This window comes from Enterococcus sp. AAFC-DPL-6103 (assembly GCF_058216595.1).
On record NZ_CM177102.1, the window covers coordinates 431942 to 458852 of the forward strand.

A 26911-nucleotide genomic window follows, 5' to 3' on the forward strand; every position below is an offset into this window, starting at 1 on the left:
ATTTTCGTTTTTTCATAATATGCCCTCCAGATCGTTCTTTCCATTGAGTATCTATCATTGTTTCTGTTGTCTCGGCTCAGTTCCCGTTTACATCTTTTATTTTAGCATATCCAACTTAAGAAAGAGTATCGGGCTAAGGATGGATTTTCATATTTTAGGAAAATTCTAAGGTTTTTCTATGGTAAACTAATAAGGAGTTTTTAGGAAAATTGAAAAAATAAAAAAAAGCGGTTATTATTACAAAAGAAAGCAGGGAGCAGAATGCTTAGTTATGACCAATTTGAAGAAAAAACAATGACGCGTAAAGAAATTTTTCATGGAAAAATTATTGACGTCGCTTTAGATGAAGTTCGTTTACCTGATGGAAAAACTGCTCAACGTGAATTAGTGTTTCATCCAGGTGGTGTAGGAATCATTGCCTTTGATGAACAAGAACGTTTATTGTTAGTCAAACAATTTAGAAAGCCACTCGAAAAAGTGATTTTAGAAATTCCTGCTGGGAAAATTGATCCGGGAGAAGGACAAAAACCTGAACTGACTGCACGCAGAGAACTCGAAGAAGAAACAGGTTATCGTGCGCAGGATATGATTCACGTCACTTCAATGTATTTATCACCAGGATTTGCTAATGAATTGTTGCATGTTTATCACGCAACAAACATCGAAAAAGTTGTAAATCCACTAGCCCAAGATGAAGATGAAGTATTAGAACTTTATGCGTTGACGATGGCAGAGGCAAAACAAGCAATGACGGATGGAATCATTTGTGATGCAAAAACCATTTTTGCGATTCAGTATTGGGCATTATTGTCTAAAGGAAAGTAGAGGGATCGGCTGATGGCCAAGGGACCGCTGATTACGCGTTCAGAATTACGAAAACGACAAAAAGAACGGATGAGAGAACCAGTTGATGAAGCCAATTATCAGATAAGCAATCAGAGTGAGCCAGAGCCGGCTCACAGCTCAAATTTTTATCGTAAAGTAAGTAAGAATAAACAAAAGACAACCAAGACTCGAACAAGTGAGCGAGAAAAAACACATAAATGGAACGTTTTTTTGATGAAAGCATTAGGGATTGTGATCTTGTTGCTTTGCGTTGTGATCTTAGCAATCATATTTATTTAAGAGAGAAGGAAATTTTATGAAAATCGGTATTATCGGAGCAATGGAAGAAGAAGTAAAAATTTTGCGAGAAAACTTAAGTGAGCCTCTATCTTGGGAACGTGCTGGGGCATTGTTTATTTCTGGATCACTAGGGAAACACGAAGTTATTGTTGTTCGTTCAGGCATTGGCAAAGTATTAGCATCTGTCACAACTAGTTTGTTGATTCAACAATATGGTGTGAATATGGTTATCAATACTGGCTCTGCTGGTGGTATTGGTGAGGGCTTAGCTGTTGGTGATATTGTCATTTCAGATAAAGTTGCCTACTTTGATGCAGATGCCACAGGATTTGGTTATAAACCGGGACAATTACCAGGAATGCCTCTTTATTATGAAGCAAGCACTTATTTACGTTCAGAAATGGTGAAGGCAGCAAATGCAACGAATCTGAATGTAAAAGAAGGTCTGATTGTGACTGGTGATACTTTCGTAGATTCTCCAACAAAAGTACAAGAAATCTTAACGAACTTTCCAGAAGCACTAGCATGTGAGATGGAAGGGGCAGCGGTAGGGCAAACTGCACGTCAATTCAATATTCCTTTCTTGATTGTACGTGCAATGAGTGATACAGCAGATCATTCAGCTACACAAACATTTGATGAATTTATTGAAGATGCAGGTAAACGCTCAGCAGAAATGGTTATCCAATTTGTTAAACATCTTGTTTAAGGAGGAAACACATGAAAGCATTAGTGTCGATTGATTATACAAATGACTTCGTTGCAACTGATGGTAAATTGACAACGGGTGCCGCTGGACAAGCGATTGAAACAGCAATTACATCACATACCCGTGAATTTATGGAAGAAAATGAGTATGTGGTATTCGCAATTGATGCCCACGATCCAAAAGATTTATTTCATCCAGAGAATCATTTGTTTCCACCTCATAATGTGATTGGAACTGATGGTCGGAAATTGTTTGGGAAATTAGCACTGCTTTATCAAAAATACCAAGAACGGGAAAATATTTACTGGATCGATAAAAGACATTATTCTGCTTTTAGTGGGACAGATCTGGACATTCGTTTGAGAGAAAGAAAGATTACAGACGTATATTTAACAGGTGTTTGTACTGATATTTGTGTTTTGCACACGGCTGTTGATGCGTATAATTTAGGCTATAACTTATTTATTTATAAGGATGCTGTGGCAAGCTTTGATGAAATTGGTCATGAATGGGCACTCAGACATTTTGAAAAGACGTTGGGGGCAACGATTATCTGAAAGCTTGTGAAAGAAGTGCTCAGCTCATTTAGGGGTTACGCAATAAATAGTCAACTTTGAATGGATAATAAAAAGTTACGCTCACCAAGAAAAACAAAAAAGAGGACTGTTCAATCAGTCCTCTTTTTTTATTCTTTCGTTACCAAATATGCACACGTTTTTCTGGGGCACGATACATAGCATCATCTGGAGTAACGTCGAACGTAGCATAAAATTCTTCCAAATTTTGTGGTTGGATATTTGCACGAAGTTTTGCTGGTGCATGAACATCTACTTGCAATAGCAGTTGTTGATATTCTTTTTTTGCTTTGGTACGCCAAATGGTTGCCCAGTTAATAAAGAAAGCTTCTAACGAAAGATCTTCTTCGCCTTTTGCGGCTTCCAAAGCACAGCTTAGCCCGCCAGCATCCGCGATATTTTCTGAAACAGTGAGTTTTCCATTCACAGCGCCATCTGCAAATTCAATTCCATCAAATTCTTCGATCATTGCTTTTGCTTTTTCTTGGAAATGAGCCAAGTCGTCGTCTGTCCACCAATTGTTCAAATTTCCATACTCATCAAAAAGTGCACCGTTATTATCAAAGGCATGCGAAATTTCGTGTGCAATGACAGCCCCGATGCCCCCAAAGTTTGCAGAACTTGATTGGTCCAAACTATAAAAAGGTGCTTGCAAAATCGCTGCTGGGAAAACAATGATATTTCTAAATGGATGATAATAAGCATTGACTGTGTCAGCACTCATTTCCCATTCTGTTCGATCAACTGGTTTGTTCCATTTGCTGAAACGGTCAATCAACACTTTTCTACTAAAATCAAAGGCATTTGAAAGCAGCGTACCGCCTTCTTCAGAGGAGACTGTTTGGAATTGATCAAAAATCGCTGGGATTTTATCAGGATAACCAACTTGAATACCTAATTTGTTTAATTTAATGATTGCTTTTTCACGCGTTTCGTCACTAAGCCAATTGTTTTCTTCTAATCGTTTTTGATAAACAGCGATCATTTTTTCTACCATTTGTTCAACATCTTTTTTGGCAGCCTCACCAAAATATTTTTTGCCGTAATAATCTCCTATGACTTGGTCGAATTGACCAGAAGCTAAATAGAAGGCTGCCTTCTTTTGTGGCATTGCTTCATCAGCGCCAGAAAGGGTACGAGAATAGATGCTACCGATTTGTCGAAAGTCTTCTGAAAGATAGCCACTTAAAGAACGTACCGTTTTAACCAATAACCAACTTTTCAATAATGAAAAATGGGTATCAGTTAGTAACTCATTCAAATGTTCAAAGTAAACGGGATCTGTTACGATTACTTTATCTGGCTGTGTGCCAAGCAAACCAATTGTCAATTTTTCTAAGTTTAATTTTTCGCTGTAACCGATAAATGTTTCAAATGATTTTGGATTATACATTTTGCTGTAATCGGCATTTTCTTCTGCACTTTTTACGTGTGGAGCAATCAGTTTATCAAATTGGATAGCTTGTTCCACGATTGCTTCGGCCTGTTGTTTTTCTTTACCAGTAAGTTCTAATAATTGAACCATCATGTCAAAAAATACCGACAAAAGTTGTGCACCGTTTGGATGTTCAGGTGTGTAATAGGTTTTATCAGGCAAAAATAATGAAGGAGAATAAGCAAAATAAGCATTTGTTTGTGCATTTTTCATATCTGCATCAACATCAACTGTGAATGGCAACGCAAAGCCTTCCAACGTCCAATCAGGAAACAACGCATTTAAATCAGAATAAGAATGGAGAGCTTCGATTTTTTCTAACAAAGGCAAGAGTGGCGTTGCGCCTAAGTCGTTTCGTTTGGCATAATCGTTTGCCAGTTGATAGTAGGCTAGAAAGTTTCTCATTTTTTCGGAAGAAACTTTTTTAGGATGTGCGAGCAAGTCGTCTACTTCCCCCATCAAAAGCTGATCGATTCCTTCGACTAAATCTTGAAATCCACCAGTAGCAGGTTTGTCAGCTGGGATTTTTGCTGTCTTGAGCCAGTCCTCATTGACTGCTTCAAAGAAATCTTGTTTCAATCGTTCTTTATTCATTCTTCAGTCACTCCTTTTTTCTCGTGAACTCATTATCTAACAAAAAGTTTTTTTAAACAAATACTATGGTATGTATCGATTTTTTTTTGTGAGAAGTGAACAATCAAAGTCATTTGTTTTTTAGTTGGCATCTATTATAATGAAAAAAAGGAGGCGAAGACGACTGAAATCAGAAATGAAAGAGTTTTCTTTAGCTGGAGCAACCAATCAAACAATGAAAGATCAGTGGGTTGGTTTGCCAGAAGAACGTTTTGAGAAGTACCAGAATTGGAAAACCCCATCAGGCTATTTATGTGGGACTTATGCGGCGGCAGTTTTGCTAGCTTATTATCAAGATTACCGACAAGACTTCACATTGCCGGAACGGATTCGTGTCAAAGAAAGCCCAGATGAAACTATACTAATTGATTTATTACGCGCCTATATCCAACCACTAGGAATGCCGACAATTCCATTACAAGTTAGTCATAGACTCTCTCTGTTTTTTAAAGCAATGGGAAAAGAGCAGCGTGCTAGAGGAACCTTGCTTGGATCATGGCAACGTGCCACCAAACGGATTCGCCAAGGAAAACCAGTACTAGTTGGCTTGTTGAAAGGACTAGGGAGTACCTACGGAAACCATTGGGTGGTTGCTTACGCATATTTTGAGTCATCAACGGGAAAACGTTATTATAAAGTGCATGATAATTGGGGAAATACGAAAAAAATCATACCAGCAAACTGGACGAATGGAACTGTTTCACTTTCGTAACAATTTGCTGAAATTACCAGAAAATATGTTGAAAGTATGTTAAACTAACGTGGAATAGAAGTTTTAGGGAGGCCTACATGAGTAAAAAGTATCAGGATGACACGCTGAAAATATTTAGCTTGAATGGAAATCGGCCATTAGCTGAAAAAATTGCAAAAGTGTTTGGGACAGAACTAGGAAAAAGTGTGGTAAAACAATTTAGTGATGGCGAGATCGCAATCAATATTGAAGAAAGTATTCGTGGGGATCATGTTTACATCGTTCAATCGACGAATGCGCCGGTAAATGATTATTACATGGAACTATTGATCATGATTGATGCAATGAAACGTGCAAGTGCTAAAACAATCAATGTTGTTTTACCTTATTATGGCTACGCACGTCAAGATCGGACAGCAAAGCCTCATGAACCAATCACAGCAAAGTTGATCGCTAATTTAATTGAGGAAGCTGGAGCAACACGTGTTTTAACATTAGATTTACACACAGTTCAAGTACAAGGATTCTTTGATATTCCTGTAGATAATTTATTTACGATGCCGCTTTTTGCACATTACTATCGCGAACTCGGCTTGACAGGTGATGATATTGTCGTTGTGTCTCCGAAAAACAGTGGCGTCCAACGCGCACGTAGTCTTTCTGAATATTTGGATAGTACTTTGGCAATTGTTGATCATGCAGACGATGCTGACTTAGATAGCGGCTATGTGATTGGTGATGTTGAAGGAAAAACATGCATCATGGTCGATGATATCTTAAACACAGGTGCGACATTTGCACGCGCTGCGAATATTTTGAAAGAAAATGGGGCGAAAGATATTTATGCTTGTGCTTCTCATGGATTACTTTCAGTACCTGCAAAATCCATTTTAGATGGCGCACCGATCAAAGATATTTGTATCACTGATTCTGTTTGGACGAAGGACGAGTTCCATCCAGAAAACTTGACGATCATTACTTGTTCGGAACTAATGGGTGAAGCCGTGAAACGAATTCACGAAAACACACCAATGAGTCCATTGTTCAAGTTAGAAGAAAAAGCTTTTGACTAAATCAATCGAAAGGTTGCTAATCAAAATGTGAGAAAAGTGAGTAGTTTCCTCAAGTTGTTTGAGGCACTACTCGCTTTTTATATTCAGAGAACTGGACGCCTTTTGCGAGAAAAAAGGATTTATTTTTGGTAAGTAAGCTATTCTGTGCTAGAATGTGCCTAGTTATAAGTGGAAGGGATGAAACAAGGTGGAAAACATTTATTTGGATCATGCGGCGACAACACCGATGCATCCTCAAGTAGTCAAAGCAATGACTGACATCATGAATGAAACATTTGGCAATCCTTCAAGTATTCATGGCTTCGGAAGAGTCGCACACGAAAAACTTGAAACAGCACGTCAAATGATTGCGGACACATTGCAAGTGAAGTCGCACGAAATTATCTTTAATAGTGGTGGAACTGAAGGCGATAATACAGCAATTCTTGAAACAGCTTTTGCAAGACAAAATGAAGGAAAACATTTGATTACCACTGCAATCGAGCATCCTGCAGTATTGAATACGATGAAATATTTAGAAACGCAAGGATTTGAAGTGACTTATTTGCCTGTTGATGAAAACGGGAATCTTTCAATCATTGACTTCCAACAAGCGTTACGTGAAGATACAATTTTAGTTTCAATTATGTATGGGAATAATGAAATTGGAAATTTAATGCCAATCAAAGAAATCGGTGAGTTGTTGGCAGATCATCCTGCTTATTTTCACACTGATGCTGTCCAAGCCTACGGAAATCAAACGATTCGTCCCGAAGCTTTGGGAGTGGATTTGTTGAGTGTTTCTGCACATAAAATCAATGGACCAAAAGGTGTCGGGTTCTTGTACAAACGTGATGGTGTAATGATTCCAGCCTTGCTTTTAGGAGGAGAACAAGAAGAAAAACGACGCGCAGGAACAGAAAATCTAGCAGGTATCTGGGGCATGGCAACTGCTGCAACGATTTTAGATGAGGAAGAACGCCAAGTTAGAAGTGAAAAATATCAAACATTCCAACAAATGATTTTAACAGCGTTAGGAGATCACGGAATCGCGTGTCAAGTGAATGGTGATTTAGCGAATAAATTACCTCATGTTTTGAATTTGAGATTACCCGGTGTGACGAATGATTTGTTGCTCATGAAGTTGGATCTTAGAGGAATCGCTATTTCAACAGGATCGGCATGTACAGCAGGAAATATTGAACCTTCTCACGTGTTAGAAGCAATGTATGGCGAAAACACACCGATTTTAAAAGAATCCATTCGAATCAGCTTTGGTTTTGGGAATACGGAAGAAGAGATTCAATGCTTTATCGAACAATTGATTTCAATTTTAGCAAAATAAAAAAAGGACGGAAAACGGGAGTTCGTTTGACCGTCCTTTTCTTCTTTGCTCTTTTGTAAATATTTTGTCAAAGAAGCTAGTAAATTAATTTAGAACCTTTTATAATTGAGATAGAAAATAATTTTATCGAGGTGAAAAACATGGCATTTGAAAAGACAGCGACAGTTCTTGGTGCAAAAACTAGTTATCGCATAGCACCAAGTGCAAAACGATATACACTGAGAGATAATGGTTTTATTGAAACAAATGGGGGAAACTACCAATTGATCCGCCCTTTAGATGCAACTCCACAAAGTAAAGAAGGATTTAAATTAAAAATAACTGTCTCAAAGGACATTCAAACGTTAAAGATGTCGATCACGACAGCTAATGGTTTAAAGGCTGTGAATATTTTCAAAGATCCGAAGCAAAAAATGAGTCAAGATAAGTTTTACTTCTTGATGGACGGAATGATTAGCCGAGGCCTATTTGAAAAAATTGAAGATTAAAAAAAGAAATAACTCACCTCTTAGATGAATGAGAGGCGAGTTATTTCTTTTTTTATAACAAACATATCTATAATTAGATTATTCTACCCTATTTACAAAGCTTGGATACTCAATATTTATCTAGAAAAATAATTTACGTATTTTTGGTAAAAAAACACCCCAATTTTTTGTGGTTTTTATGTTTTTCTTGACTACTGGATACGCTATCAGTATTATAAGTGGCAGATAGAAACAGCCAAATAAAAAAGGCACCTCAGCAAATGGTGGCAGCCAAATGCTGAGGCCTTGAATCAGTCAACCAAACGGACCAATCAAGTTTGCCATAGTCAACGCAATGCATCGACCTCGTTCATTGTAACGAATCTGGAAGTATAAATCTAGTTTTTTTAGAGAAATTTTCGAGGGAATGTATTCGTTTTATTTGCTATGTTGAAAGGTATTGGACTGATTGGTGTCCGATGCCTTTTCTTTTGTCTTAAAATACGCGTAAGAGACAAAAACGACTAAGACATAGCATGATTTTTGCTACAAAATTACAGTAGTGAAGATTTTTTTATGATTTTGTTGTCTTTTTTCATTATTTGGAATATAGTCTGCGTATTAATTTACGAAGGCGCATTTCAATGTGGCTGTTTCTGTCATAAAAAGGAGGCATGCAGGTGCAAGTGATTTTGATATTGAATCATAATGCAGTCGTTGCAAAATCGAAGAAAGGAGAGTGGGTGCTCATTAGACGAGGAATCGGATTTGGTAAGAAGATCGGTGATATCGTCGAACCGAAGAATGTGGAATGTATGTACCAAAAAATATCAACATGAAATCTAGGGGAGTTACTGTCTGGCAGGCTTGACCCATTCCAAAGTTTGGAGTGAGTCAGGTCTATTTTTTTAGGAGGATGATTGGTTGGAAGCACTTGATATTCGGGAAATTATTCATAAAGACTTACTTGTTGTAGATTCAAAAGCAACGACCAAAGGGCAGATTCTGAAAGAACTTGCTGATTTGCTAGAACGTAAAGGCTACGTAGCAAGTTCAGAAATCTTTTTAACAGATGTTTACCAGAGAGAAGCAGAGGGCACTACCGGTATTGGGCAGGGAATCGCGATACCTCATGGCAAATCAACTACTGTTAACCAAACTGTAATTATCATCGCTACTTTAGCCCAACCAATTCCTTGGGAAACACTTGATGATCAAGATGTCAAAGTTGTTCTTTTATTTGCAGTAAAAGCGGAAGATGCCAATCTTAAACATCTGCGTTTATTACAAAAAATTGCCAGTTTGCTTGCAGATAATGAATTTATCAATGAATTAAAAGAAGTAGAAACAGTTGAAGCTTTATATCAATTAATGATTAACAAATAAAAAGGAGTGTCGATCAATATGTTAGTAACAGGAAAAGAAATTTTAGCAGTGGCAAAAGAAAAAGGATTTGCAGTACCAGCATTCAATGCGGGATCTGGTCAGTTGTTGAATGCAGTGATGGAAGCTTGTGAAGAAGCAAATGCACCTGTCATGATTGCGATTCACCCAGAGGAATTACGTTTTTTAACAGATAGTTTTGTTTCACAAGTAAAATATCTAGCAGAAAAAGCAACGATTCCTGTTTGTATCCATCTGGATCACGGAGCTAGTTTTGAGCAGGTCATCCATGCAATTCAATTAGGATTCACATCTGTAATGATTGATGCCTCCCATCATTCGTTTGAGGAAAATGTAGCGATTTCTCAAAAAGTTGTGGAAGCAGCACATGCAGTGGGCGTCTCAGTTGAAGCAGAATTAGGGACGATTGGTGATACAGGGAACACTGTTGAAGGTGGTGTTAGCGAAATCATTTATACAGATCCAAAAGTTGCACAGAAATTTATTGAAGAAACAGGTGTAGATAGTTTAGCTGTGGCAATTGGAACAGCCCATGGAATTTATCCGAAAGATGTTGATCCAGAGTTACGTTTAGATATTTTAGAAGAGATTGAATATTTGACGGATGTACCATTGGTTTTACATGGTGGTTCAAGTAATCCGGATGATGAAATTGCAAAAGCTGTAGTTATGGGAGTCAATAAAATCAATATTTCTAGTGACATCAAAATTGTTTTCGCAGACAAACTACGTGAAATCTTAAATGAAGGAAATCTAGAAATTCGTGAACCAAATGTTTTGTTCCCACCATGTATGGAAGCTACAAAAAAAGTTGCATTACAAAAAATCCACTTATTTAAAGCTGACAATAAAGCTAAATACTACACTATATCTAAATAGGAGAGGAGCTTAGTCTATGAAGATTGTTGGGATTGCTGCATGTACAGCGGGAATTGCGAACACTTATATTGCCCAAGAAAAATTACTCAAAGCTGCTAAGGAACGAGGTCATGAGATCCATGTGGAAACACAAGGATTGGCTGGGACGCAAGATGCCTTGCTAGCAAGAGATATCGAAGCTGCCGACATTGTATTGATTGCTGCAGATATCAAGGTAAGCGGTCGTAGTCGTTTCACAGGAAAACGTATCGTTGATGTGCCTACAAGTTTAGTGGTCAAATCACCAAATAAACTGATAGAAAAACTAGAAGAGATGCTCAAATAAATTTCAGGAGGACAAAATGGATAAAATCAAGACTTTAGGCATCAAAAAACATTTGATGACTGCAATTTCATTCTTTTTACCAATCGTTGTTGCTTCAGGTTTTTTATTGGCAATTGGGAATATGTTAGATGGTGTTGCCATTGAAAATTTTTCCGAGGGTTTTGAATTTGCAGATACCTTGACCTCAATGGGAAATTATGGGTTAGGTTTGCTGCCAATGATTGTTGCTTGCGCAATTTCTTATTCTATTGCTGACAAACCGGGAATCGCCCCTGGTTTGATTATTGGGATGGTTGCAAAAGGAATTGGCGCTGGTTTTCTAGGAGGAATGCTTGGTGGATATGTTTCGGGAATCATCGTAGTACTTTTGACGGCGGGGATCAAAGTACCTAAATGGATGGAAGGGCTGATGCCAACGCTTGTTTTACCATTTCTTAGTTCATTGATTGCGGGTTTAGTGATGTACTATGGGATTGGCACGCCGATCAATTGGTTTACGAATTTGATTACGAACTATTTGACTGGCTTAGATACTTCTTCACTTTTCTTATATGGTGCAGTAATTGGCGTGCTTTCTGCCATTGATTATGGCGGAGCAATCAATAAGGTCGTCTTTGCTTTTGTTTTTGCTTTATTCTCAGAAGGAATCTATGAACCAGTAACCGTTCTGATTTTAGCATCAATGGTAACTCCTTTTGGTTTGACGATGGCATTTTTCCTTGGAAAGATCATTCAAAAAGAAATTTTTAACCGTCAAGAAATCGAAACGTTAAAAACCGCTTTTCCGATGGGCATTTGTCAAATTACAGAAGGTTGTTTCCCTATTGTGTTGAATGATTTAGTCCGAAATGTTATTGCTACTGGTGTTGGTGGTGGAATCGGTGGCGGATTAAGTATGTTATGGGGAGCTGATAGCCATATTCCTGCTTCTGGGATGTTCGCTGTCGCTACGATGACTAGACCTTGGGCGTTCATAGGTGCATTAGTGATAGGTTCGTTTGCTACGGCTGTGACGATTTTGGTTTTGAAGAAACGCGTGGATCCAAATGCAGAAGTTATAGTAGTCGAAAAAGCAGAAGAAGAAATTTCTTGGGATGATCTGACAATCAATTGAGGAGAATAATGATGGACTATCAAACAAAAGTAAAGCAACTTTTTTTGGATTCCGGAATGGTTTTTACAAATAAAGAGCTAGAAACAATTGAATTTGTTGACTTTGGCTTAGGTGCTATCGAAATTGAAGGACTAAACTTATTTGTATATGAAAATAATGAGCGGTATTGTGGGAAAGAATTAGCTTTGTTACCTTATCAAACGTGTCCAGAGCATCGACATCCGCCGAGAAAAAATGATCTTGGTAAAAGAGAAACTTTTCGGTGTCGGAAAGGAATCGTTTATTTATATGTCGAAGGAGACGGACCAGAAGTTCTATCATGCAAATTGCCTGAAAAAAGTCAAGCAACTTATACAGTAAGAAAAGAAATTGTTTTATACCCTGGTGATCAGTATACGATTGAGCCCAATATCAAACATTGGTTTCAAGCAGGTGAGACCGGGGCTGTAGTAACGGAATTTTCTTCTAGTAGCGATGATGCGAGTGATATTTTCACTAATCCGCTGATTCAACGGTAGTAAAAGGGAAAACCAAAATACTTGAAGAATGAAAAGATAGTTAGTTCCTTTTGTCAAAAAAAGATGAAAGAGGTCTAGAATTTTTCTGGCCTCTTTTTTTTGCGTTTTGCGAAACATATTTATTTGGTGAAACATAACAAATAAAAAAATTTTTAGAGAAAAATTTGAACATAGGTTAATCAAGTGGAATAGACGAAACAACCTGTGTTTTAAAAAAATGTGTTATTCTTTCACACAAGATAATAAATAAGCGAATGGGAAAGAAAGTCATTTCAATTATCTGTAAATATGTTATTTTTTTATCTTTTTCATGAAAAAGATAAAATAAAAGTTTTATAAACGAAGCACTATATATAGTGTGTTTTTTACTACATACCACTAAAAATGCACAAAATCTAGTCTTTTATTTTAAAAAAACAAGAGTAGAATGAAGATAGATTTTAAAGCGAGGAAGTGTTTTTTTGAAACTGACTGTTTTTTGCGGTTCCCGTTTTGGCGAAAAAGAAAGTTACAAATTTATTGCCCAAACGTTAGGAAAATATATGGCACAAGAAGAAATAGAGCTGGTTTATGGTGGTTCAAATGCGGGAATTATGGGAATCATTAGCCAAACTGTGCTGGAAAATGATGGAAAAGTTACTGGAATCTATCCAACTGGTTTATTCAAAGCAGAAACGCCAGCCGAAGAAGTAACAACATTCATCTCAACAGAAACAATTGATGAACGAAAAGAGTTATTGTTTAGTGAGGGTGACGCTGTTTTAGTGTTTCCAGGAGGATTAGGCACACTAGAAGAATTTTCTCAACTGCTTTCTTGGATCGCTATCGGATTAGTGCCAGAAAAACCAATCGGTATTTTGGATATTGGTGGGTATTATGCAGGATTAGAGCAGCTATTGAAGAATTTTGCCAAAGAAGGATTTATGGAAGAAAAATGGCTGGATCAAGTCGTTTTTTCAAATAACCCATTAAAGTTAGTTGATTTATTAAGAGGGACGCATCATGAGAAACGTCTTTTAGTGAAGGAGATTTATTAATGAGCCAGATTTATTTAGCAGGACCATTTTTTTCAGAGGATCAAGTTGAACGTATTCAACGGATCGAACAAGCACTAGAAAACAATACAACCATTTCAACCTTTTATTCGCCACGACATCATCAAGAAAGCAATTATGAAATGTTTAGTGCAGGATGGGCACAGGAAGTGTATCAACGAGATATGACGGAAGTAACCGATGCTCAAATCGTAGTGGCTATTTTGGATTTTGAATATCAAACGATTGATCCTGGTACTGCTTATGAGCTAGGCGTTGCGACAATGTTAAACAAACCCATAATTATTTTTCAAGAAGAAACAGTACCAGTGAATTTGATGGTTACAGAAAGCCTTCATGCTTATTTAAAAACTGTCGAAGAAATTCAGCAATATGATTTTGAAAAAATGCCGAAACAAGCATATATTGGTGAGTATTTATAGAAAAGGAAGGGTTGTATGTCAGTGATTTTAATTTCAGGAACGATTGGTGCAGGAAAAAGTAGTTTAACAGATATGCTTGCAACTGAAATCCGCTCAAAACCATTTTATGAAAGTGTAGAAGATAACGAGGTGTTACCACTTTTTTATTCCAATCCAGAGCAGTACGCATTTTTATTGCAAATATTCTTTTTGAATAAACGATTTTTGGCGATGAAAAACGCGTTGATCAATGATGATAATGTTCTTGATCGTTCAATTTATGAAGATAGTTTATTGTTTCATCTAAATGCAGATCTTGGTCGTGTGACGGATATCGAAGTACAGCAGTATGATAACTTATTGGATACGATGTTGAATGAGTTAGATGACGTAGCACCTAAAAAGCGTCCTGATCTAATGGTTCATATCAAAGTTTCTTTGGACACGATGTTAAGTCGAATCAAAAAACGTGGTCGTGATTATGAACAATTAGAAAGTGATGAAACATTATACGATTATTATCAACAATTGAATGAACGTTATAACCAATGGTACGAAAACTTCGATGTGTGTCCTAAGATCCAAATTGATGGGGATCAATTTGATTTTGTTGAAAAACCAGAGCATGCGAAAGAAGTCATTGAACAAATCAAACAAAAATTGATTGATTTAGAGGGAGCGCCTGCTGGAAGTTATTACACAGATAATCATTTAGCAAAAGGACAAGAATTAGGATAAATAAAAGAGACATCGTGATTTTCTCACGATGTCTCTTAATCAATTATTGTGGCTTATTGCTCACTTTTTGAATGTTATCTGTAACATACGCATCAAAAGATTTGAACGAGTCTTGAATCAGTTTATGGCAGTTATCACAAATGCTTAAACTTCCTTGATCGCTAAATTCTGTATGGATATTTTTATTACTGGTGCATGTACAATAGTCATGACTATCAAATATATTCATTTTTTTCTCCTTAGTAACCAATCTAACTTTCCCAATATAACAGAAAAAAAGAAAATAAGGAGAAAAATTAAGATAATTTAACGTGTTATAGCTTTTTATTTTTTTATAAAAAAAGCAATGACGAATTATGGATTGTCATTGCAAATCATATGCTGGAACATTATTGTTCAAATACTATAAACGTTTCCATCTTCATCTTTTATCTGATAGTTACCAATTTTAGTAAAGACAATGGAAACTTCTTTTTTGTCTGCCATCCCAGTAATTGTGTAAGTGTCCCCTTTTGTGTCAATCTTAATGGATGTTAATATAATGTTTTCGCTGGACTCAGAAGAAGTTGTACTGTCTTCATTGTAGGTGCGTAACCATTCCATCTTATCCTCGGTAAACGTGATTTTCCCACTAACTAAATTCATGTTTTTACGCACTTTCAAAGAATAAACACTATTTGAAATATCAGTTTTTTCTGCTTTAAGCGTAGAAGATTCGGTGGTTTCGTTCGTTGATTGGTTTGATCCACCCAGCATATTACAGCCAGTTAAGGTAAAAAGTACCAGTCCTAGAGTAAATATAGCCAATAGTTTCTTCAAAATACTGCCTCCGTCTAATAGGATAAAGAAATTATACCATTTGAATGAAAAACAGGAAACTAAGGATTGCAAAAATGTTTTTAAAGAAAACGCTTAGAAAATAGTTGCAACTTAGAAAAGTGTTTGTTATATTGTTTTTGAACCGGTTCAAAAATCGGTAAACAAATGAATATACTTCACTAAAAAAAGAGGTGAACAAGTTGAGTTCAATTCGTGAAGTAGCCAAATTAGCAGGCGTTTCTACAGGTAGCGTCTCACGTTACCTGAATGGTCAGACACTAAAAGTAGCCAATATGGAAAAGATTGCTGCAGCAATCGATCAATTGAATTACAAAGAGAATATTATTGCTAAGGGGTTAAAAAACAATCGAAGTTTTTCAGTCGGATTGTTAATGAATAATTTATCAAGTCGGCTAAGTGCGGATATCGTAGCAAGTATTGAAGCATTGATGGAAGCCAATGGCTACAGTTTATTTTTAAGTTGTTTCAATGGTGAAGCACAATTAGTTTCACAAAAAATCGACTATCTACTTTCACATGCTATTGATGGACTGATTCTTTTTGAAGCAGACGAAACTTGGCCGGGAATGGAAAAACTAGCAGAGCTGACGATTCCAATCATTTCATTAAATACACCTAATCAGTTGGAAAATGTGGATTCGATTTTGGTCAATGATCGCAAAAGTGTACGCGAAACAATTGAACAAATGATTGTGATGGGACATCAGTCAATTGGTATTATCGCAGCACCACAAACAGAATATGTAGCCAGAGAGCGATTAGCTGGAGCTTTGGAAGCCAAAAAATATAGCGCAAAAGAAATAACTATTAACGTATACACTGGCGATTATTCACGATTGAGTGGTTTTGATGGTGCAAAAGAATTGCTAGCAAAAAACATAACAGCCTTATTTGTTTGTAACTATAATATGTCTATTGGAGCACTGGAATATTTTAACAAAAGTGATCAACAAATTGACCAAGAAATTTGTTTTGCACACTACGACTACCTAGATGAACTGCAAACAGTATTACCAGAACGAATGATCATTCAACAGCCCGCTGCAACGATTGGCGAATTATGTGGGAAGCGTTTGATTGAAAGAATGGAATACCCGCGTACAAGTGGTAAAACGATTCTTTTAGAAAATAAAATTTATGGAATGACCAAAAATAATAAAAAAAAGAGGACGAGCAAATGACAAACTATCAATTTCCTGAAAACTTCTGGTGGGGTTCAGCTGCAAGTGGACCACAAACAGAAGGACGCGTAGCAAACGATGGTAAAGGTGATAATATTTTTGATTATTGGTATGCACAAGAGCCAGAAAAATTTTTTGATGAAGTAGGACCAGGTACAACATCACAAGTTTATACCAAGTACAAAGAAGATGTTCAATTAATGAAGCAGACAGGACACAATTCTTTCCGAACATCGATTCAATGGAGTCGCTTGTTACCAGATGAATCTGGCGAAATAAACCAAAAAGCGGTTGATTTTTATAATAGTTACTTTGACGAGTTAATTGCAAATGGTATCGAACCGTTTGTAAATCTGTATCACTTTGATATGCCGATGTACCTTCAAGAAAAAGGTGGCTGGTTAAATCGTGAAACTGTTGAGGCTTATGAACGATATGCAACGATTTGTTTTGAGTTATTTGGACAAAAAATCAAGAAATGGTTTACTCACAACGAACCAATCGTTCCTGTTGAAGCCGGCTACTTGTATCGTTGGCACTACCCTGAAGAAGCAAACATGAAACATGCGGTGCAAGTTGGTTATCACGAAGCTTTATCGTCTGCGCTTGCAATCAAAGCATATCATTCGTTAGCTTTACCTGGAAAAATCGGGATTATTTTGAATCTGACACCTAGTTATCCACGTGATGAGAATAATCAGGAAGATGTCAAGGCAGCAAAATTAGCCGATGCATTCTTTAATCGATCATTCCTTGATCCAGCTGTTAAAGGTGAGTTTCCACAAGAACTGATTGACGTATTAAAACAATTAGATTTGTTACCTGAAGTCAAAGAAGGTGACAAAGAAATTATCAAAGAAAATACAGTTGATATTTTAGGAATCAATTATTATCAACCACGTCGAATCAAAGCAAAAGAAACACCAATTGATGAAGCTCTCTCTCCGATGCCAGAAGATTTCTTTGATAACTATGAAATGCCTGGTAGAAAGATGAATCCTTATCGTGGATGGGAAATCTATGAAAAAGGAATCTATGATATCTTGATCAACGTTCGTGACAATTATGGAAACATTGACTGCTTCATTTCTGAAAATGGCATGGGTGTTGAAGATGAAGCAAGATTCATTCAAGAAGATGGTATGATTCATGATGACTATCGAATTGAATTTGTAACCGATCACTTGAAGTATGTGCACCAAGCAATTCAAGAAGGAGCCAATTGTTTAGGATATCATATGTGGACATGTATGGATAACTGGTCTTGGACGAATGCTTACAAAAATCGTTACGGGTTTATTTCCGTTGATTTAGCTAAGGATGGCGAGCGTACGATTAAAAAATCAGGTCATTGGTTCAAACAAGTTTCTGACCAAAATGGATTTGATGCGTAAGAGATATGAATAAAATTTGTTTACATTGTTAAAAATAAAATAAAAACAGTGTTTAAATCACATAAAGATTTAAACACTGTTTTTTTATTAGGGGAAGTGTTATTGATTACAATGAAATTTTACAGGCACGTTGCCTTGTTAATGATAGTTTGCTTATTAAAAAAATAACTTGTTATTTTTTGTTTTTTTACAGCTTTTTTACCTTTAGGTTTCATTTTTTGTATATAATAGAACAGGTAAATTCAAATAGGAGTGGAAGAAGGTATGAGAAAGAAACGTCCCGTTCTTCTCTTTTGGTTAATTGGTTTTTTCCTTTTACTTACTTTATCTGTAACAATTTCTGGACGAATGACAACAGAAATCGTTCATACAAAAACGGAAAAAATCGTTGCAAGTAAAGAATCAGTAGATAAATTTAGAAAAGAATTCTCAACGTATTGGTGGGAAGACTATAAATTTGAAGCCGACTATGATCAAGGCGAGTTAATGATTTATTTACCAAAAGGAAAAGAAGAAAACCAGTTTACAAATATCGATGATGTTTTAAGTGCAATCTCTTTGAGACAATATCAGTTTAAAGATGAGCGACTCACAGTGTTACTATTGTCAAATTCGGGAGATCAACTAGCCCGATTAAAAAATGGAAAAGTGATAGAAGAATATTCTGACAAGGTAGATAAAACAGTAGTAGCCAGTCGTTTAGCAGAATGGAAAAAAACAAACACGCCAACGAAAACCAGTGATTCAAGTCATCAAAAAACAAAGACAACTGACTCAACAAATACACTAGTATCAACAAATTCATCTGAAAGCGCAGCTACAAGTAATCATCTTTCTGGAACAAGTCAGTAATCAAAAATAGCGAAAAAAGTTGTGACAGCTGTCGCAACTTTTTTTTAGAAAAGAGGGATAAAATGATTTCGTATCTGAAAACTAAAGAGTTAACACAACAACAATTATTTGAGTTATATGAAGACGTTGGCTGGACAGCTTATACGAAAGATATTGAGCAATTGCAGCAAGCAGTTCAACAATCCTTATCTGTTATTACTGCGTGGAAAAAGAACGAACTAGTTGGTTTGATTCGAGTCATTGGCGATGGGTTAACGATTATTTATATCCAAGACCTTCTAGTCAAAAAAGAAGTTCAAAACCAAGGAATCGGTTTTGAATTGATGCAGCAAATATTATTAGAATATCAAACAGTTCGCCAAATAGTCTTGTTGACAGAAGAGGCGCCAGCTATACGTCATTTTTATGAAAAATGTGGGTTTACTTCGGCAGATAAAGGCGATACAGTCGCTTTTATCAATCTATCTTAAACTATAAAAATTTATTAAAAAAAATCATCTTTTAGCTTATTCTCATTTTTGAAGTTCAAAATGTACGAAAAAAGTGAATAGAGAGAAGTGATGGTCGTGACTCCAATCAAAAAGTGGTGTCAAAATCGTTTGTTTATTGTTATTTTAGCAGGTGTATTTTTTTGGTTAAAAACTCTTTTAGCCTACTATGTTGATTTTTCTTTAGGTGTTGAAGGAATTGTCCAAACATTTATTCTATGGATTAATCCAGTTGCAACAACGTTGTTATTATTTGGGCTATCTTTGTATGTGAAGAAAGCGAAAACAGCACTATTTTTGCTATTTTTTGTAGATGTATTGAATACAACTTTATTATATTGCAATATTATTTTTTATCGAGAATTTACTGACTTCATCACAGTTAAATCAGTTCTAGGTTTTTCAAAAGTATCACAAGGACTGTCAGGAAGTTCCTTTTCTTTAATGAAACCTCACGACATTTTGTATTGGTTGGACATTCTGATCTTTCTTGGCTTGCTAATTTGGATAATTGTCAAAAATGTCCCCGTTAAAAGCCAGCCAGTGAGGAAACCAATGGCAATTGCAATAAGCTGTCTTGCTGCGTTTATTTTTTCTGGAAACTTAGCATTGAGTGAAGCGAATCGTCCGCAATTATTACAGAGAACCTTCGATCGCTCTTACATTGTTAAGTATTTAGGTATTGACGCGTACACGATTTACGATGGAATCAAAACCGGAATGACAAGCAGTGTTCGTGCGCATGCAAGTAGTAACGGAATCACTGAGGTCTTAGATTACACGAAAGACCATTATGCGGAACCTGATACAAGTATGTTTGGAATAGCAAAAGGAAAAAATATTATTGTGCTCCATTTGGAAAGCTTTCAACAATTTTTGATCAACATGAAGGTTGATGGAGAAGAAGTGACACCCTTTCTTAATAGTATTTTTGATAATCAAGCAACCATTAGTTTTGATAATTTCTTCCATGAAGTGGGACAAGGAAAAACAAGTGATGCGGAAAATATGCTAGAAACTGGTACATTTGGTCTGCCTCAAGGATCATTGTTTACTGAACTAGGTTCTGATAATGTTTTTCAAGCAGCGCCAGCTATTCTAAAGCAAAGCCAAGGCTACACAAGCGCTGTGTTCCACGGAAATGTTGCTAGTTTTTGGAATCGAGATCATGTGTACAAAAATTTAGGTTATGACAATTTCTTTGACCGTTCTTACTTCGAAGATACAGATGAAACTTTGGGCTATGGTATTTTAGATAAAAATCTATTCAGCGAGTCGGTCGGCTATCTTGAACATTTGCAACAGCCATTTTATACAAAATTCTTATCTGTAACAAACCACACGCCGTATTATACTGATGATAAGAACTTTGATTTTCCAGGATTAAATACTGGTAACAGTACAGTAGATAATTACGTACGCACAGCTCATTATCTTGATCAATCATTGGAACAATTTTTCACTTATTTGAAAGCTTCGGGTATTTATCAAAATTCAATGTTTGTTATTTATGGTGATCATTTTGGAATTTCAAATTCTGATAACAAAGATCTAGCGGCAGCACTGGGCAAAGATGCGAATACTTGGAATGAATTTGATGATGCTCAAATGCAACGTGTTCCACTGATGATTCATATTCCAGGGTATACAAACGGAAAAGTTAGTCACACATATGGTGGAGAGATTGATGTTTTACCAACATTACTTCATTTAGTTGGTGTAGACGATAAAAATTACGTTCATTTTGGGACAGATTTATTGTCTGCTAAACATGATCAGGTCGTTGCGTTTAGAAATGGTAATTTTGTTACTCCAAATTACACTGTTTTGGGGAATAAAACATATGATAATAAATCAGGAGAGATTCTAGATACTGAGGCTCTGGGCATTCAAAAAGAAATCACGAAAGATCAAGAGAAAGTGAAAAAAGCGTTAAGTTTATCGGATAAATTGAATCAAGAAAACTTATTACGTTTTTATGTACCAAATGGATTTACGACGGTGGATCCACAAAAAATCGATTATCAAAAAGAAGCAGAAAAAAACGAAACAATTGAACAGCGAAAAGGAAAAGAATCAACTAGTGTCTATTCCAAAAATGGAAATAAAACGACTAAAAATCTATATCCTAAAATTACAGACTCTACTGTGAATTAAATGGCCAATTTGAACTTCTGAAAAACAAATTTTTGTTTTTCAGAAGTTTTTTTTATGTTTTAATATTTTTCTCCTTTTTTACGTATGTAAATAGTGAACCCAGTACTTTTTTTATTACACGTATCAGAAAAATTGATAAATTTGGTAGCCATTTTTTACCGACAGTACATTAATTTAAGGAGGAACACAGCAATGCATGACGGGAGATTGATTAGAAGCCTACGAATCAGTAAAAAATTAACTCAAGCCGAATTGGCAGAGGGGATTTGTTCGAAAACATCATTAGTAGGACTGGAAAAAGGAACGGTAAGGAAAATTGCATTTACGACTTTACAAGCAATCTTAGCTCGCTTAAATGTGTCTTTAGCAGAGTACGAAGTTTTGCGCCATCGATTAGAAGAGCCAAAGAAAAGTAGAAGAGCGAGACGTTTATTAAGCAAGGTGCAAGAAGAAAATTTTGATCCATATAAGGAAGTGGGAAACAATCGAAAACGATTCAAGCAAACGGGAGATTTGTATTACTTAGTGTTGAATATTCACATGTTTTTAAAAACTGATAGCCAATTGCAAAAAGAATTACAATTTGAATTTTTACGTTACGAATGTAAAAAAATTGAAGACTATTTTATGCGAATACAAGAATACAGTCAGTTTGAGATGACAATTCTAGCTGAGCTACCTTTTTTATTTAGTGAGTCCTTCATCGAAAATAACTACGTGAAAATCAAAAAAAAATTGCGGAATTTTTCTTTAACAAATAATCCTGATCAGTATATGGATTTATTTTTATTAAACTTAACTAATCATTATATTAAGAAAAAACGATTTAAAAAAGCGCGGAATGTCAATGATGATTTATCAAGGAGTCTTGCGGCAAAAGCAAAAAATTTAATTATTTATGAAACATTAATGATGAATTATCAAAAACAGATGATCCTTGTTGGATTGGGCGAGTTAATTGATGAGGACGAGTGCGACCAACTGTTTTCTGTTTTGGAATATAGTTTGGGCAAACAGCAGCGTAAGCAGTTGGAAGAACAGTTTCGCGTACTTTTACCCTGAGAAAAAGGCCGTGTAAGAAATGTCTCGTTCAATAAATAAAAATATAATTTCAGAAATTACTTCTCAGATTCTTGAATAATTTAGATGAGTTTGGAAGGGCTTTTTTTGAAGCACAGTGGATAAAGGTTGTGGCGCAAAGCGCCTAGCTTAAAGTAATAAGGATGTTTTTCTAAAAATAGTTTTTCATGTTTTTATGAAAAGAGGATTTATTGCTAAAGAAGTTGCTTTGGGAATACCGTAGATAAGGTTGAGGCTCTAAGAGCTATCTTTTGAAGTAAGGTAAATGATCAGTAGAAAGAATATTTGGATAACCAGAAAAGGATGGTAATGATTCAAAAAAGATACTTAATAGATTATTTTGACAGATTTTCTTTGAAAAAAGTGGGTTGTTGAATTGCGATGTTCGGGAACTAGTTGGGACAAAAAAGCTAGGAGTGGAATATCCTAGCTTTTGGTAGTGTGTTTTAAGATGGAGAACTGCTACTTTCTAGCAAATCCTTCTGTTCGTATTGATAAGGTGTTGATGGGAAAAATCGAGCAATCTCATTTTTTGAAGCATCACGAGAGTCTGAAGCATGAATGATGTTTGCTGTTCCAGGAAGTGCAAAATCTCCACGAATCGTGCCGGGCATTGCATCTACAGCCTTCGTAGCGCCAACCATTTTTCGGACAATATCAATAACGTCATCACCCTCTAGTACAAGATAAACGACAGGACCAGAGATCATGTAGTCAATCAATTCTTGGAAAAAACTACGACCAGCTAAGTGTTGATAGTGTTCTTTTGCAAGCTCAGGAGTCATTGTTGCTAGTTTCATGTCAACGATTGTTAACCCTTTTTCTTCGAATCGTTGAATAATACGACCAATTAGATGTCGGCGGACACCATCTGGCTTGATAATCACAAGCGTGTGTTCCATAAGATCACTCCTTTTATCCATTACTATAGTTTCATTATAGTAATGAAAAGCTTTTATGACAAATGAAATTCAAAAAAACATAGTTTTTTGTTAAATGATCCAGGAAAATAAATGTGCTTCATTTGTGAAAAAGCAAAAAATTTGAAAATAAATTTGACATTTCTGTCAATCGTTGTTACAGTAACCACTGGAAAACTAAATAAGATTTGTTAGGTGAGGCTCCTATACAAACACAGGCTACTGCCCAAAAATGTCGAGAGACGCCAATGGGTAGAACAGGAATTGTCGATCTAAGGCTTTTCATAAGGTAGCTAAAGGCAAAGGTATTTGCTTTTTACGTTGTATAGTGTCAAAACTCAACGATGAGATCGAAATAGCTTCTTTTTGCTGTGCTTATTTCAACCTTTCGCTGAGTTTTTGGCGAAAGGTTTTTTGTTGTCAACCTAACAGCTTAAATGTTAGTAATCCAAAAATTAAGGGAGCTGATTTTTGTTGGGACATTGATGTGGCAAGTACGAGCAGATTTTTGTAAAGAAAAAGAACAGATTTATGAAAGCGTAAGGGAGATGAGAACAAATGGATGACAGTTTACCGAAACCAAAGGGACAAGAGAAAAGTAACAGTTTGCTGAAACTATTATCTATCTGTTTTCAGCTCACTTATGTAAAAATGCTTCTCTCTTGACCCGAAAAATAGGAAAAACAGTACAGTAAATGTCTGTTTTTCTGATACAAGGGAGAGATTGACAATGGAAAAAAAGAAAGATACGCAAAAATTATATGCAAGTTTTGCACAAAAAAGCGAACGTGCATTATTCGACTTATTCCATAGCAGCGAAAAAGGAATGGGTACAGAACAAATTGAACAATCAAAAGAACTCTACGGAGATAATACGATTTCATATGGAAAGAAAACACCTTTTTTAATTGAAGTATTGAAAGCTTATATTACACCATTTACTTTAGTACTAATTGCTTTAGGGATTATTTCGTTTATTACAGAATATTTATTACCAGCTCCAGGTGAGAAGGATTTATTCGGCGTAATTATTATTTTTAGTATGGTAATTGTGAGTGGGACAATGACCTTGATTCAGTCAGTTCGTTCAAATCAAGCAGCTGAGAAATTAAAATCATTAGTAAAAGTGACAGCCGCTGTCAAGCGACAAGGTAAATACCAAGAGATTCCAATGGAAGAAATCGTTTGTGGTGACTTGGTACGATTATCTGCGGGTGATATGATTCCTGCAGACATGCGATTACTCTCTGCAAAAGATTTATTTATTTCTCAAGCAGCTTTGACAGGCGAAAGTTATCCTGTCGAAAAAAATGCGTTAGTTGCAACGGACGGGAGTAAAAATGAAACAAGTTATGAAAATCTAGCGTTTATGGGAAGTAATGTAATTAGTGGAAGTGCCACAGGAATTATCGTAGCCGTGGGAAACCAAACGTTGTTTGGTCATGTAGCACAAACGTTATTTGAAAAACCAATCAAATCAAATTTTGAATTGGGTATCCACAAAACATCAATGCTATTGATTAAGTTTATGGCATTGATGGCCCCAACTGTGATTGTCATCAATGGATTGACTAAAGGAGATTGGCTAGAAGCGTTCTTATTTGGACTATCTGTTGCAGTTGGTTTAACACCAGAGATGTTGCCAATGATCGTGACAACCAATTTGGTTAAGGGCGCTAGCGTGATGGCAAAAAAAGGAACAGTTATCAAAAATTTGAGTGCAATTCAAAACTTTGGCGCGATCGATATTTTATGTACAGATAAAACAGGAACATTAACTCAAGATAAAATTATCTTAGAATATCACATGAATTGTGAAGGTGCTGAAGACGACCGAGTGTTGCGTCATGCATATTTAAATAGTTATTATCAAACGGGTTTGAAAAATTTGCTTGATGTCGCAATTATTGATGAAGCTGAAGAAACACTTGATACAACCAATACTCGTTACAGAAAAATAGATGAAATCCCATTCGATTTTGAACGTCGTCGAATGAGTGTTGTTGTAGAAGATATAACAGGCAAGACACAGATGATTACCAAAGGCGCGATTGAAGAAATGTTGAGTATTTCTAAATTTATCGATTTAGAAGGAGACGTTACACCTTTAACGAAGGAAAGAAAACAGGAAGTTTTGGAAAAGGTAACAGCTCTTAATGAAGATGGATTACGCGTAATTGGTGTGGCACAAAAAACAAATCCAAGTGTAGTTGGAGAATTCTCGGTTAAAGATGAATCAGATATGGTGTTGATTGGTTACTTAGCATTCCTTGACCCACCAAAAGAAACAACGAAACAAGCACTACAAGCATTGAAGGATCACGGAGTAGCTGTTAAAGTGTTAACTGGAGATAACGAACTAGTAACACGCTCTGTTTGTCGCCAAGTTGGTTTAGAAATCGATGAGCTAATTACCGGTGAAAAAATTGCTTCTATGGATGATCACCAACTTTCACAAGTCGTTGATGAAAATGATGTTTTTGTAAAACTAAACCCACAACAAAAAGCACGCTTAACTACAGCGCTTAGAAATAATGGACACACAGTTGGGTTCTTGGGAGATGGCATCAATGACGCCCCTGCGATGAAAGTAGCAGATATTGGTATTTCAGTTGATACAGCTGTTGATATTGCAAAAGAATCAGCAGATGTCATCTTATTAGAAAAAGACTTGATGATTTTAGAACGTGGACTTTTAGCTGGTCGCGAAACATTTGGTAATATTATGAAGTATATCAAAGCGACGGCTAGCTCAAATTTTGGAAATATGTTTTCTGTTTTGATTGCTAGCACCTTTTTGCCATTCTTACCAATGTTACCTTTACAAATTTTATTCTTGAATTTAATCTATGATGTTTCTTGTATTTCATTACCATGGGATAAAATGGATCCTGAGTATTTAGTAAAACCTAAAAAATGGGAAGCTTCAAGTATTGGCAAGTTCATGGTGTATTTTGGTCCAACAAGTTCTGTCTTTGATATCACAACGTATTTATTGATGTATTTTGTTATTTGTCCAGCAGTTGTTGGAGGAGATTTCCATACATTGAATGGCGCACAACAAGTAGTATTCATCGCCTTGTTCCATGCAGGTTGGTTTGTGGAGTCACTTTGGTCACAAACTTTAGTATTACATGCGTTACGTACACCAAAATTACCGTTTATCCAAAGCAACGCAACTTTTGCTATGACAGCAATCACTACGTTAGGAATTGTCGTGGGTTCAGTTTTGCCATTCACAAGTTTTGGCGCAGAATTAGGTTTGATGCCATTACCAGGTAGTTATTGGATTTGGTTAATCGTAACTGTCTTAGCTTACTTAACACTGGTTACGGTAGTTAAGAAATATTATATCCATAAATTTGGCGAATTGTTGTAATTCAAAAATTAAGAAAAGCACAAGCATGTGGAACAGTTTTTCTCAAGAAAAATTTCTACAACTGCTTGTGTTTTTTTAATTTCAATCAAGTTACAAAACGTTACTGGAATGTATCATTTTTAAAATTCCCTTAAGACGAGTATATTTTTTTGTT

At 36.0% G+C, this 26911-nt stretch carries 27 protein-coding genes, 1 pseudogene and 1 riboswitch; of the genes and pseudogenes, 24 read left to right on the plus strand and 4 right to left on the minus strand.

Annotation, left to right across the window (positions count from 1 at the left end; genetic code table 11):
* Positions 1-261: 261 nt before the first annotated feature.
* The 4 genes from AC4BC3_RS02095 to AC4BC3_RS02110 are packed head-to-tail and all read left to right on the plus strand — an operon-like array spanning position 262 to position 2391.
* On the plus strand, positions 262-825 hold the full coding sequence (locus AC4BC3_RS02095) for an NUDIX hydrolase (RefSeq protein WP_490466840.1): 564 nt from the start codon (positions 262-264) through the stop codon (positions 823-825).
* A gap of 12 nt (positions 826-837) precedes the next feature.
* Entirely contained in the window at positions 838-1125 is a 288-nt protein-coding gene (macP, locus tag AC4BC3_RS02100) for a cell wall synthase accessory phosphoprotein MacP (RefSeq protein WP_490466841.1), read from the plus strand.
* Positions 1126-1141: 16 nt separating this feature from the next.
* On the plus strand, positions 1142-1834 hold the full coding sequence (locus AC4BC3_RS02105; RefSeq protein ID WP_206910531.1) for a 5'-methylthioadenosine/adenosylhomocysteine nucleosidase: 693 nt from the start codon (positions 1142-1144) through the stop codon (positions 1832-1834).
* An 11-nt stretch (positions 1835-1845) separates the two neighbouring features.
* On the plus strand, positions 1846-2391 hold the full coding sequence (locus AC4BC3_RS02110) for a cysteine hydrolase family protein (RefSeq protein ID WP_490466842.1): 546 nt from the start codon (positions 1846-1848) through the stop codon (positions 2389-2391).
* 139 nt (positions 2392-2530) lie between these two features.
* Here the strand turns inward: AC4BC3_RS02110 and AC4BC3_RS02115 are convergent, their stop codons facing one another.
* Positions 2531-4438: a M13 family metallopeptidase gene (locus tag AC4BC3_RS02115; protein ID WP_490466843.1), complete on the minus strand. Its 1908-nt coding sequence runs from the start codon at positions 4436-4438 to the stop codon at positions 2531-2533.
* Positions 4439-4664: 226 nt separating this feature from the next.
* Here AC4BC3_RS02115 and AC4BC3_RS02120 point away from each other — a divergent pair.
* The 13 genes and pseudogenes from AC4BC3_RS02120 to AC4BC3_RS02180 form a co-directional block, all read left to right on the plus strand.
* Positions 4665-5189, plus strand: a pseudogene (locus AC4BC3_RS02120) (dihydrolipoamide dehydrogenase); the annotation flags it as partial.
* A gap of 77 nt (positions 5190-5266) precedes the next feature.
* Positions 5267-6241 carry a ribose-phosphate diphosphokinase gene (locus tag AC4BC3_RS02125; protein ID WP_206910538.1) on the plus strand — a complete coding sequence of 325 codons (975 nt, stop codon included), beginning with the start codon at positions 5267-5269 and terminating at the stop codon, positions 6239-6241.
* A gap of 187 nt (positions 6242-6428) precedes the next feature.
* Positions 6429-7565, plus strand: coding sequence for a cysteine desulfurase family protein (locus AC4BC3_RS02130; RefSeq protein ID WP_490466844.1), 1137 nt, complete (start codon positions 6429-6431; stop codon positions 7563-7565).
* A 140-nt stretch (positions 7566-7705) separates the two neighbouring features.
* On the plus strand, positions 7706-8053 hold the full coding sequence (locus tag AC4BC3_RS02135; protein WP_206910544.1) for a DUF1831 domain-containing protein: 348 nt from the start codon (positions 7706-7708) through the stop codon (positions 8051-8053).
* A gap of 665 nt (positions 8054-8718) precedes the next feature.
* Positions 8719-8871, plus strand: a complete 153-nt coding sequence (locus AC4BC3_RS02140) for a CAT RNA binding domain-containing protein (protein WP_490466845.1) — start codon at positions 8719-8721, stop codon at positions 8869-8871.
* Positions 8872-8956: 85 nt separating this feature from the next.
* Positions 8957-9418: a PTS sugar transporter subunit IIA gene (locus AC4BC3_RS02145; protein WP_490466846.1), complete on the plus strand. Its 462-nt coding sequence runs from the start codon at positions 8957-8959 to the stop codon at positions 9416-9418.
* Between the two features lie 18 nt (positions 9419-9436).
* Positions 9437-10315, plus strand: a complete 879-nt coding sequence (locus AC4BC3_RS02150) for a ketose-bisphosphate aldolase (protein WP_490466847.1) — start codon at positions 9437-9439, stop codon at positions 10313-10315.
* Between the two features lie 16 nt (positions 10316-10331).
* Positions 10332-10640, plus strand: a complete 309-nt coding sequence (locus AC4BC3_RS02155) for a PTS fructose transporter subunit IIB (protein ID WP_490466848.1) — start codon at positions 10332-10334, stop codon at positions 10638-10640.
* A gap of 16 nt (positions 10641-10656) precedes the next feature.
* Positions 10657-11754, plus strand: a complete 1098-nt coding sequence (locus AC4BC3_RS02160; RefSeq protein ID WP_490466849.1) for a PTS fructose transporter subunit IIC — start codon at positions 10657-10659, stop codon at positions 11752-11754.
* Positions 11755-11765: 11 nt separating this feature from the next.
* Positions 11766-12272: a D-lyxose/D-mannose family sugar isomerase gene (locus AC4BC3_RS02165; RefSeq protein ID WP_490466850.1), complete on the plus strand. Its 507-nt coding sequence runs from the start codon at positions 11766-11768 to the stop codon at positions 12270-12272.
* 461 nt (positions 12273-12733) lie between these two features.
* Entirely contained in the window at positions 12734-13309 is a 576-nt protein-coding gene (locus AC4BC3_RS02170; protein WP_490466851.1) for an LOG family protein, read from the plus strand.
* Positions 13309-13749, plus strand: a complete 441-nt coding sequence (locus tag AC4BC3_RS02175; protein WP_490466852.1) for a nucleoside 2-deoxyribosyltransferase — start codon at positions 13309-13311, stop codon at positions 13747-13749. The genes AC4BC3_RS02170 and AC4BC3_RS02175 overlap by 1 nt, the downstream gene beginning before the upstream one ends.
* Before the next feature lie 15 nt (positions 13750-13764).
* A complete protein-coding gene (locus tag AC4BC3_RS02180; RefSeq protein ID WP_206910553.1) occupies positions 13765-14466 on the plus strand; it encodes a deoxynucleoside kinase in 702 nt (233 codons plus the stop codon).
* A gap of 43 nt (positions 14467-14509) precedes the next feature.
* On the opposite strand, the gene AC4BC3_RS02185 is transcribed toward AC4BC3_RS02180, so the two are convergent.
* Together AC4BC3_RS02185 and AC4BC3_RS02190 are read right to left on the minus strand one after the other, a co-directional pair.
* On the minus strand, positions 14510-14689 hold the full coding sequence (locus AC4BC3_RS02185) for a hypothetical protein (RefSeq protein WP_206910712.1): 180 nt from the start codon (positions 14687-14689) through the stop codon (positions 14510-14512).
* Between the two features lie 173 nt (positions 14690-14862).
* Positions 14863-15285 carry a hypothetical protein gene (locus AC4BC3_RS02190; RefSeq protein ID WP_206910556.1) on the minus strand — a complete coding sequence of 141 codons (423 nt, stop codon included), beginning with the start codon at positions 15283-15285 and terminating at the stop codon, positions 14863-14865.
* A gap of 200 nt (positions 15286-15485) precedes the next feature.
* Between AC4BC3_RS02190 and AC4BC3_RS02195 the strand changes: the two genes are divergently transcribed.
* The 6 genes from AC4BC3_RS02195 to AC4BC3_RS02220 all read left to right on the plus strand — a co-directional run bounded on the left by AC4BC3_RS02195 (position 15486) and on the right by AC4BC3_RS02220 (position 22440).
* Positions 15486-16487, plus strand: a complete 1002-nt coding sequence (locus tag AC4BC3_RS02195; protein ID WP_490466853.1) for a LacI family DNA-binding transcriptional regulator — start codon at positions 15486-15488, stop codon at positions 16485-16487.
* Positions 16484-17881 carry a glycoside hydrolase family 1 protein gene (locus tag AC4BC3_RS02200; RefSeq protein ID WP_206910562.1) on the plus strand — a complete coding sequence of 466 codons (1398 nt, stop codon included), beginning with the start codon at positions 16484-16486 and terminating at the stop codon, positions 17879-17881. Before AC4BC3_RS02195 ends, AC4BC3_RS02200 begins: the two co-directional genes overlap by 4 nt.
* A 264-nt stretch (positions 17882-18145) precedes the next feature.
* Complete coding sequence (locus AC4BC3_RS02205) at positions 18146-18733, plus strand: hypothetical protein (RefSeq protein WP_206910566.1); 588 nt, start codon at positions 18146-18148, stop codon at positions 18731-18733.
* 62 nt (positions 18734-18795) lie between these two features.
* Entirely contained in the window at positions 18796-19203 is a 408-nt protein-coding gene (locus tag AC4BC3_RS02210) for a GNAT family N-acetyltransferase (RefSeq protein ID WP_490466854.1), read from the plus strand.
* 96 nt (positions 19204-19299) lie between these two features.
* Positions 19300-21378, plus strand: a complete 2079-nt coding sequence (locus tag AC4BC3_RS02215) for a sulfatase-like hydrolase/transferase (RefSeq protein ID WP_206910574.1) — start codon at positions 19300-19302, stop codon at positions 21376-21378.
* Positions 21379-21570: 192 nt separating this feature from the next.
* Positions 21571-22440: a helix-turn-helix domain-containing protein gene (locus tag AC4BC3_RS02220; RefSeq protein ID WP_490466855.1), complete on the plus strand. Its 870-nt coding sequence runs from the start codon at positions 21571-21573 to the stop codon at positions 22438-22440.
* Between the two features lie 464 nt (positions 22441-22904).
* Here the strand turns inward: AC4BC3_RS02220 and ndk are convergent, their stop codons facing one another.
* Positions 22905-23360, minus strand: a complete 456-nt coding sequence (gene ndk / locus AC4BC3_RS02225) for a nucleoside-diphosphate kinase (protein WP_206910579.1) — start codon at positions 23358-23360, stop codon at positions 22905-22907.
* A gap of 198 nt (positions 23361-23558) precedes the next feature.
* A riboswitch (M-box (ykoK) riboswitch) is annotated at positions 23559-23735 on the plus strand.
* 373 nt (positions 23736-24108) lie between these two features.
* Between ndk and mgtA the strand changes: the two genes are divergently transcribed.
* Entirely contained in the window at positions 24109-26757 is a 2649-nt protein-coding gene (gene mgtA, locus AC4BC3_RS02230) for a magnesium-translocating P-type ATPase (RefSeq protein WP_490466856.1), read from the plus strand.
* Positions 26758-26911 lie beyond the last annotated feature (154 nt).

Coding starts and splice junctions, on each gene's coding strand:
- AC4BC3_RS02110 (WP_490466842.1), top strand. CDS start 1,846: ATGAAAGCATTAGTGTCGATTGATTATACAAATGACTTCGTTGCAACT.
- AC4BC3_RS02150 (WP_490466847.1), top strand. CDS start 9,437: ATGTTAGTAACAGGAAAAGAAATTTTAGCAGTGGCAAAAGAAAAAGGA.
- AC4BC3_RS02220 (WP_490466855.1), top strand. CDS start 21,571: ATGCATGACGGGAGATTGATTAGAAGCCTACGAATCAGTAAAAAATTA.
- mgtA (WP_490466856.1), top strand. CDS start 24,109: ATGGAAAAAAAGAAAGATACGCAAAAATTATATGCAAGTTTTGCACAA.
- AC4BC3_RS02210 (WP_490466854.1), top strand. CDS start 18,796: ATGATTTCGTATCTGAAAACTAAAGAGTTAACACAACAACAATTATTT.
- AC4BC3_RS02160 (WP_490466849.1), top strand. CDS start 10,657: ATGGATAAAATCAAGACTTTAGGCATCAAAAAACATTTGATGACTGCA.
- AC4BC3_RS02200 (WP_206910562.1), top strand. CDS start 16,484: ATGACAAACTATCAATTTCCTGAAAACTTCTGGTGGGGTTCAGCTGCA.
- AC4BC3_RS02175 (WP_490466852.1), top strand. CDS start 13,309: ATGAGCCAGATTTATTTAGCAGGACCATTTTTTTCAGAGGATCAAGTT.
- AC4BC3_RS02135 (WP_206910544.1), top strand. CDS start 7,706: ATGGCATTTGAAAAGACAGCGACAGTTCTTGGTGCAAAAACTAGTTAT.
- ndk (WP_206910579.1), bottom strand. CDS start 23,360: ATGGAACACACGCTTGTGATTATCAAGCCAGATGGTGTCCGCCGACAT.
- AC4BC3_RS02180 (WP_206910553.1), top strand. CDS start 13,765: ATGTCAGTGATTTTAATTTCAGGAACGATTGGTGCAGGAAAAAGTAGT.
- AC4BC3_RS02165 (WP_490466850.1), top strand. CDS start 11,766: ATGGACTATCAAACAAAAGTAAAGCAACTTTTTTTGGATTCCGGAATG.
- AC4BC3_RS02155 (WP_490466848.1), top strand. CDS start 10,332: ATGAAGATTGTTGGGATTGCTGCATGTACAGCGGGAATTGCGAACACT.
- AC4BC3_RS02205 (WP_206910566.1), top strand. CDS start 18,146: ATGAGAAAGAAACGTCCCGTTCTTCTCTTTTGGTTAATTGGTTTTTTC.
- AC4BC3_RS02125 (WP_206910538.1), top strand. CDS start 5,267: ATGAGTAAAAAGTATCAGGATGACACGCTGAAAATATTTAGCTTGAAT.
- AC4BC3_RS02115 (WP_490466843.1), bottom strand. CDS start 4,438: ATGAATAAAGAACGATTGAAACAAGATTTCTTTGAAGCAGTCAATGAG.
- AC4BC3_RS02095 (WP_490466840.1), top strand. CDS start 262: ATGCTTAGTTATGACCAATTTGAAGAAAAAACAATGACGCGTAAAGAA.
- AC4BC3_RS02105 (WP_206910531.1), top strand. CDS start 1,142: ATGAAAATCGGTATTATCGGAGCAATGGAAGAAGAAGTAAAAATTTTG.
- macP (WP_490466841.1), top strand. CDS start 838: ATGGCCAAGGGACCGCTGATTACGCGTTCAGAATTACGAAAACGACAA.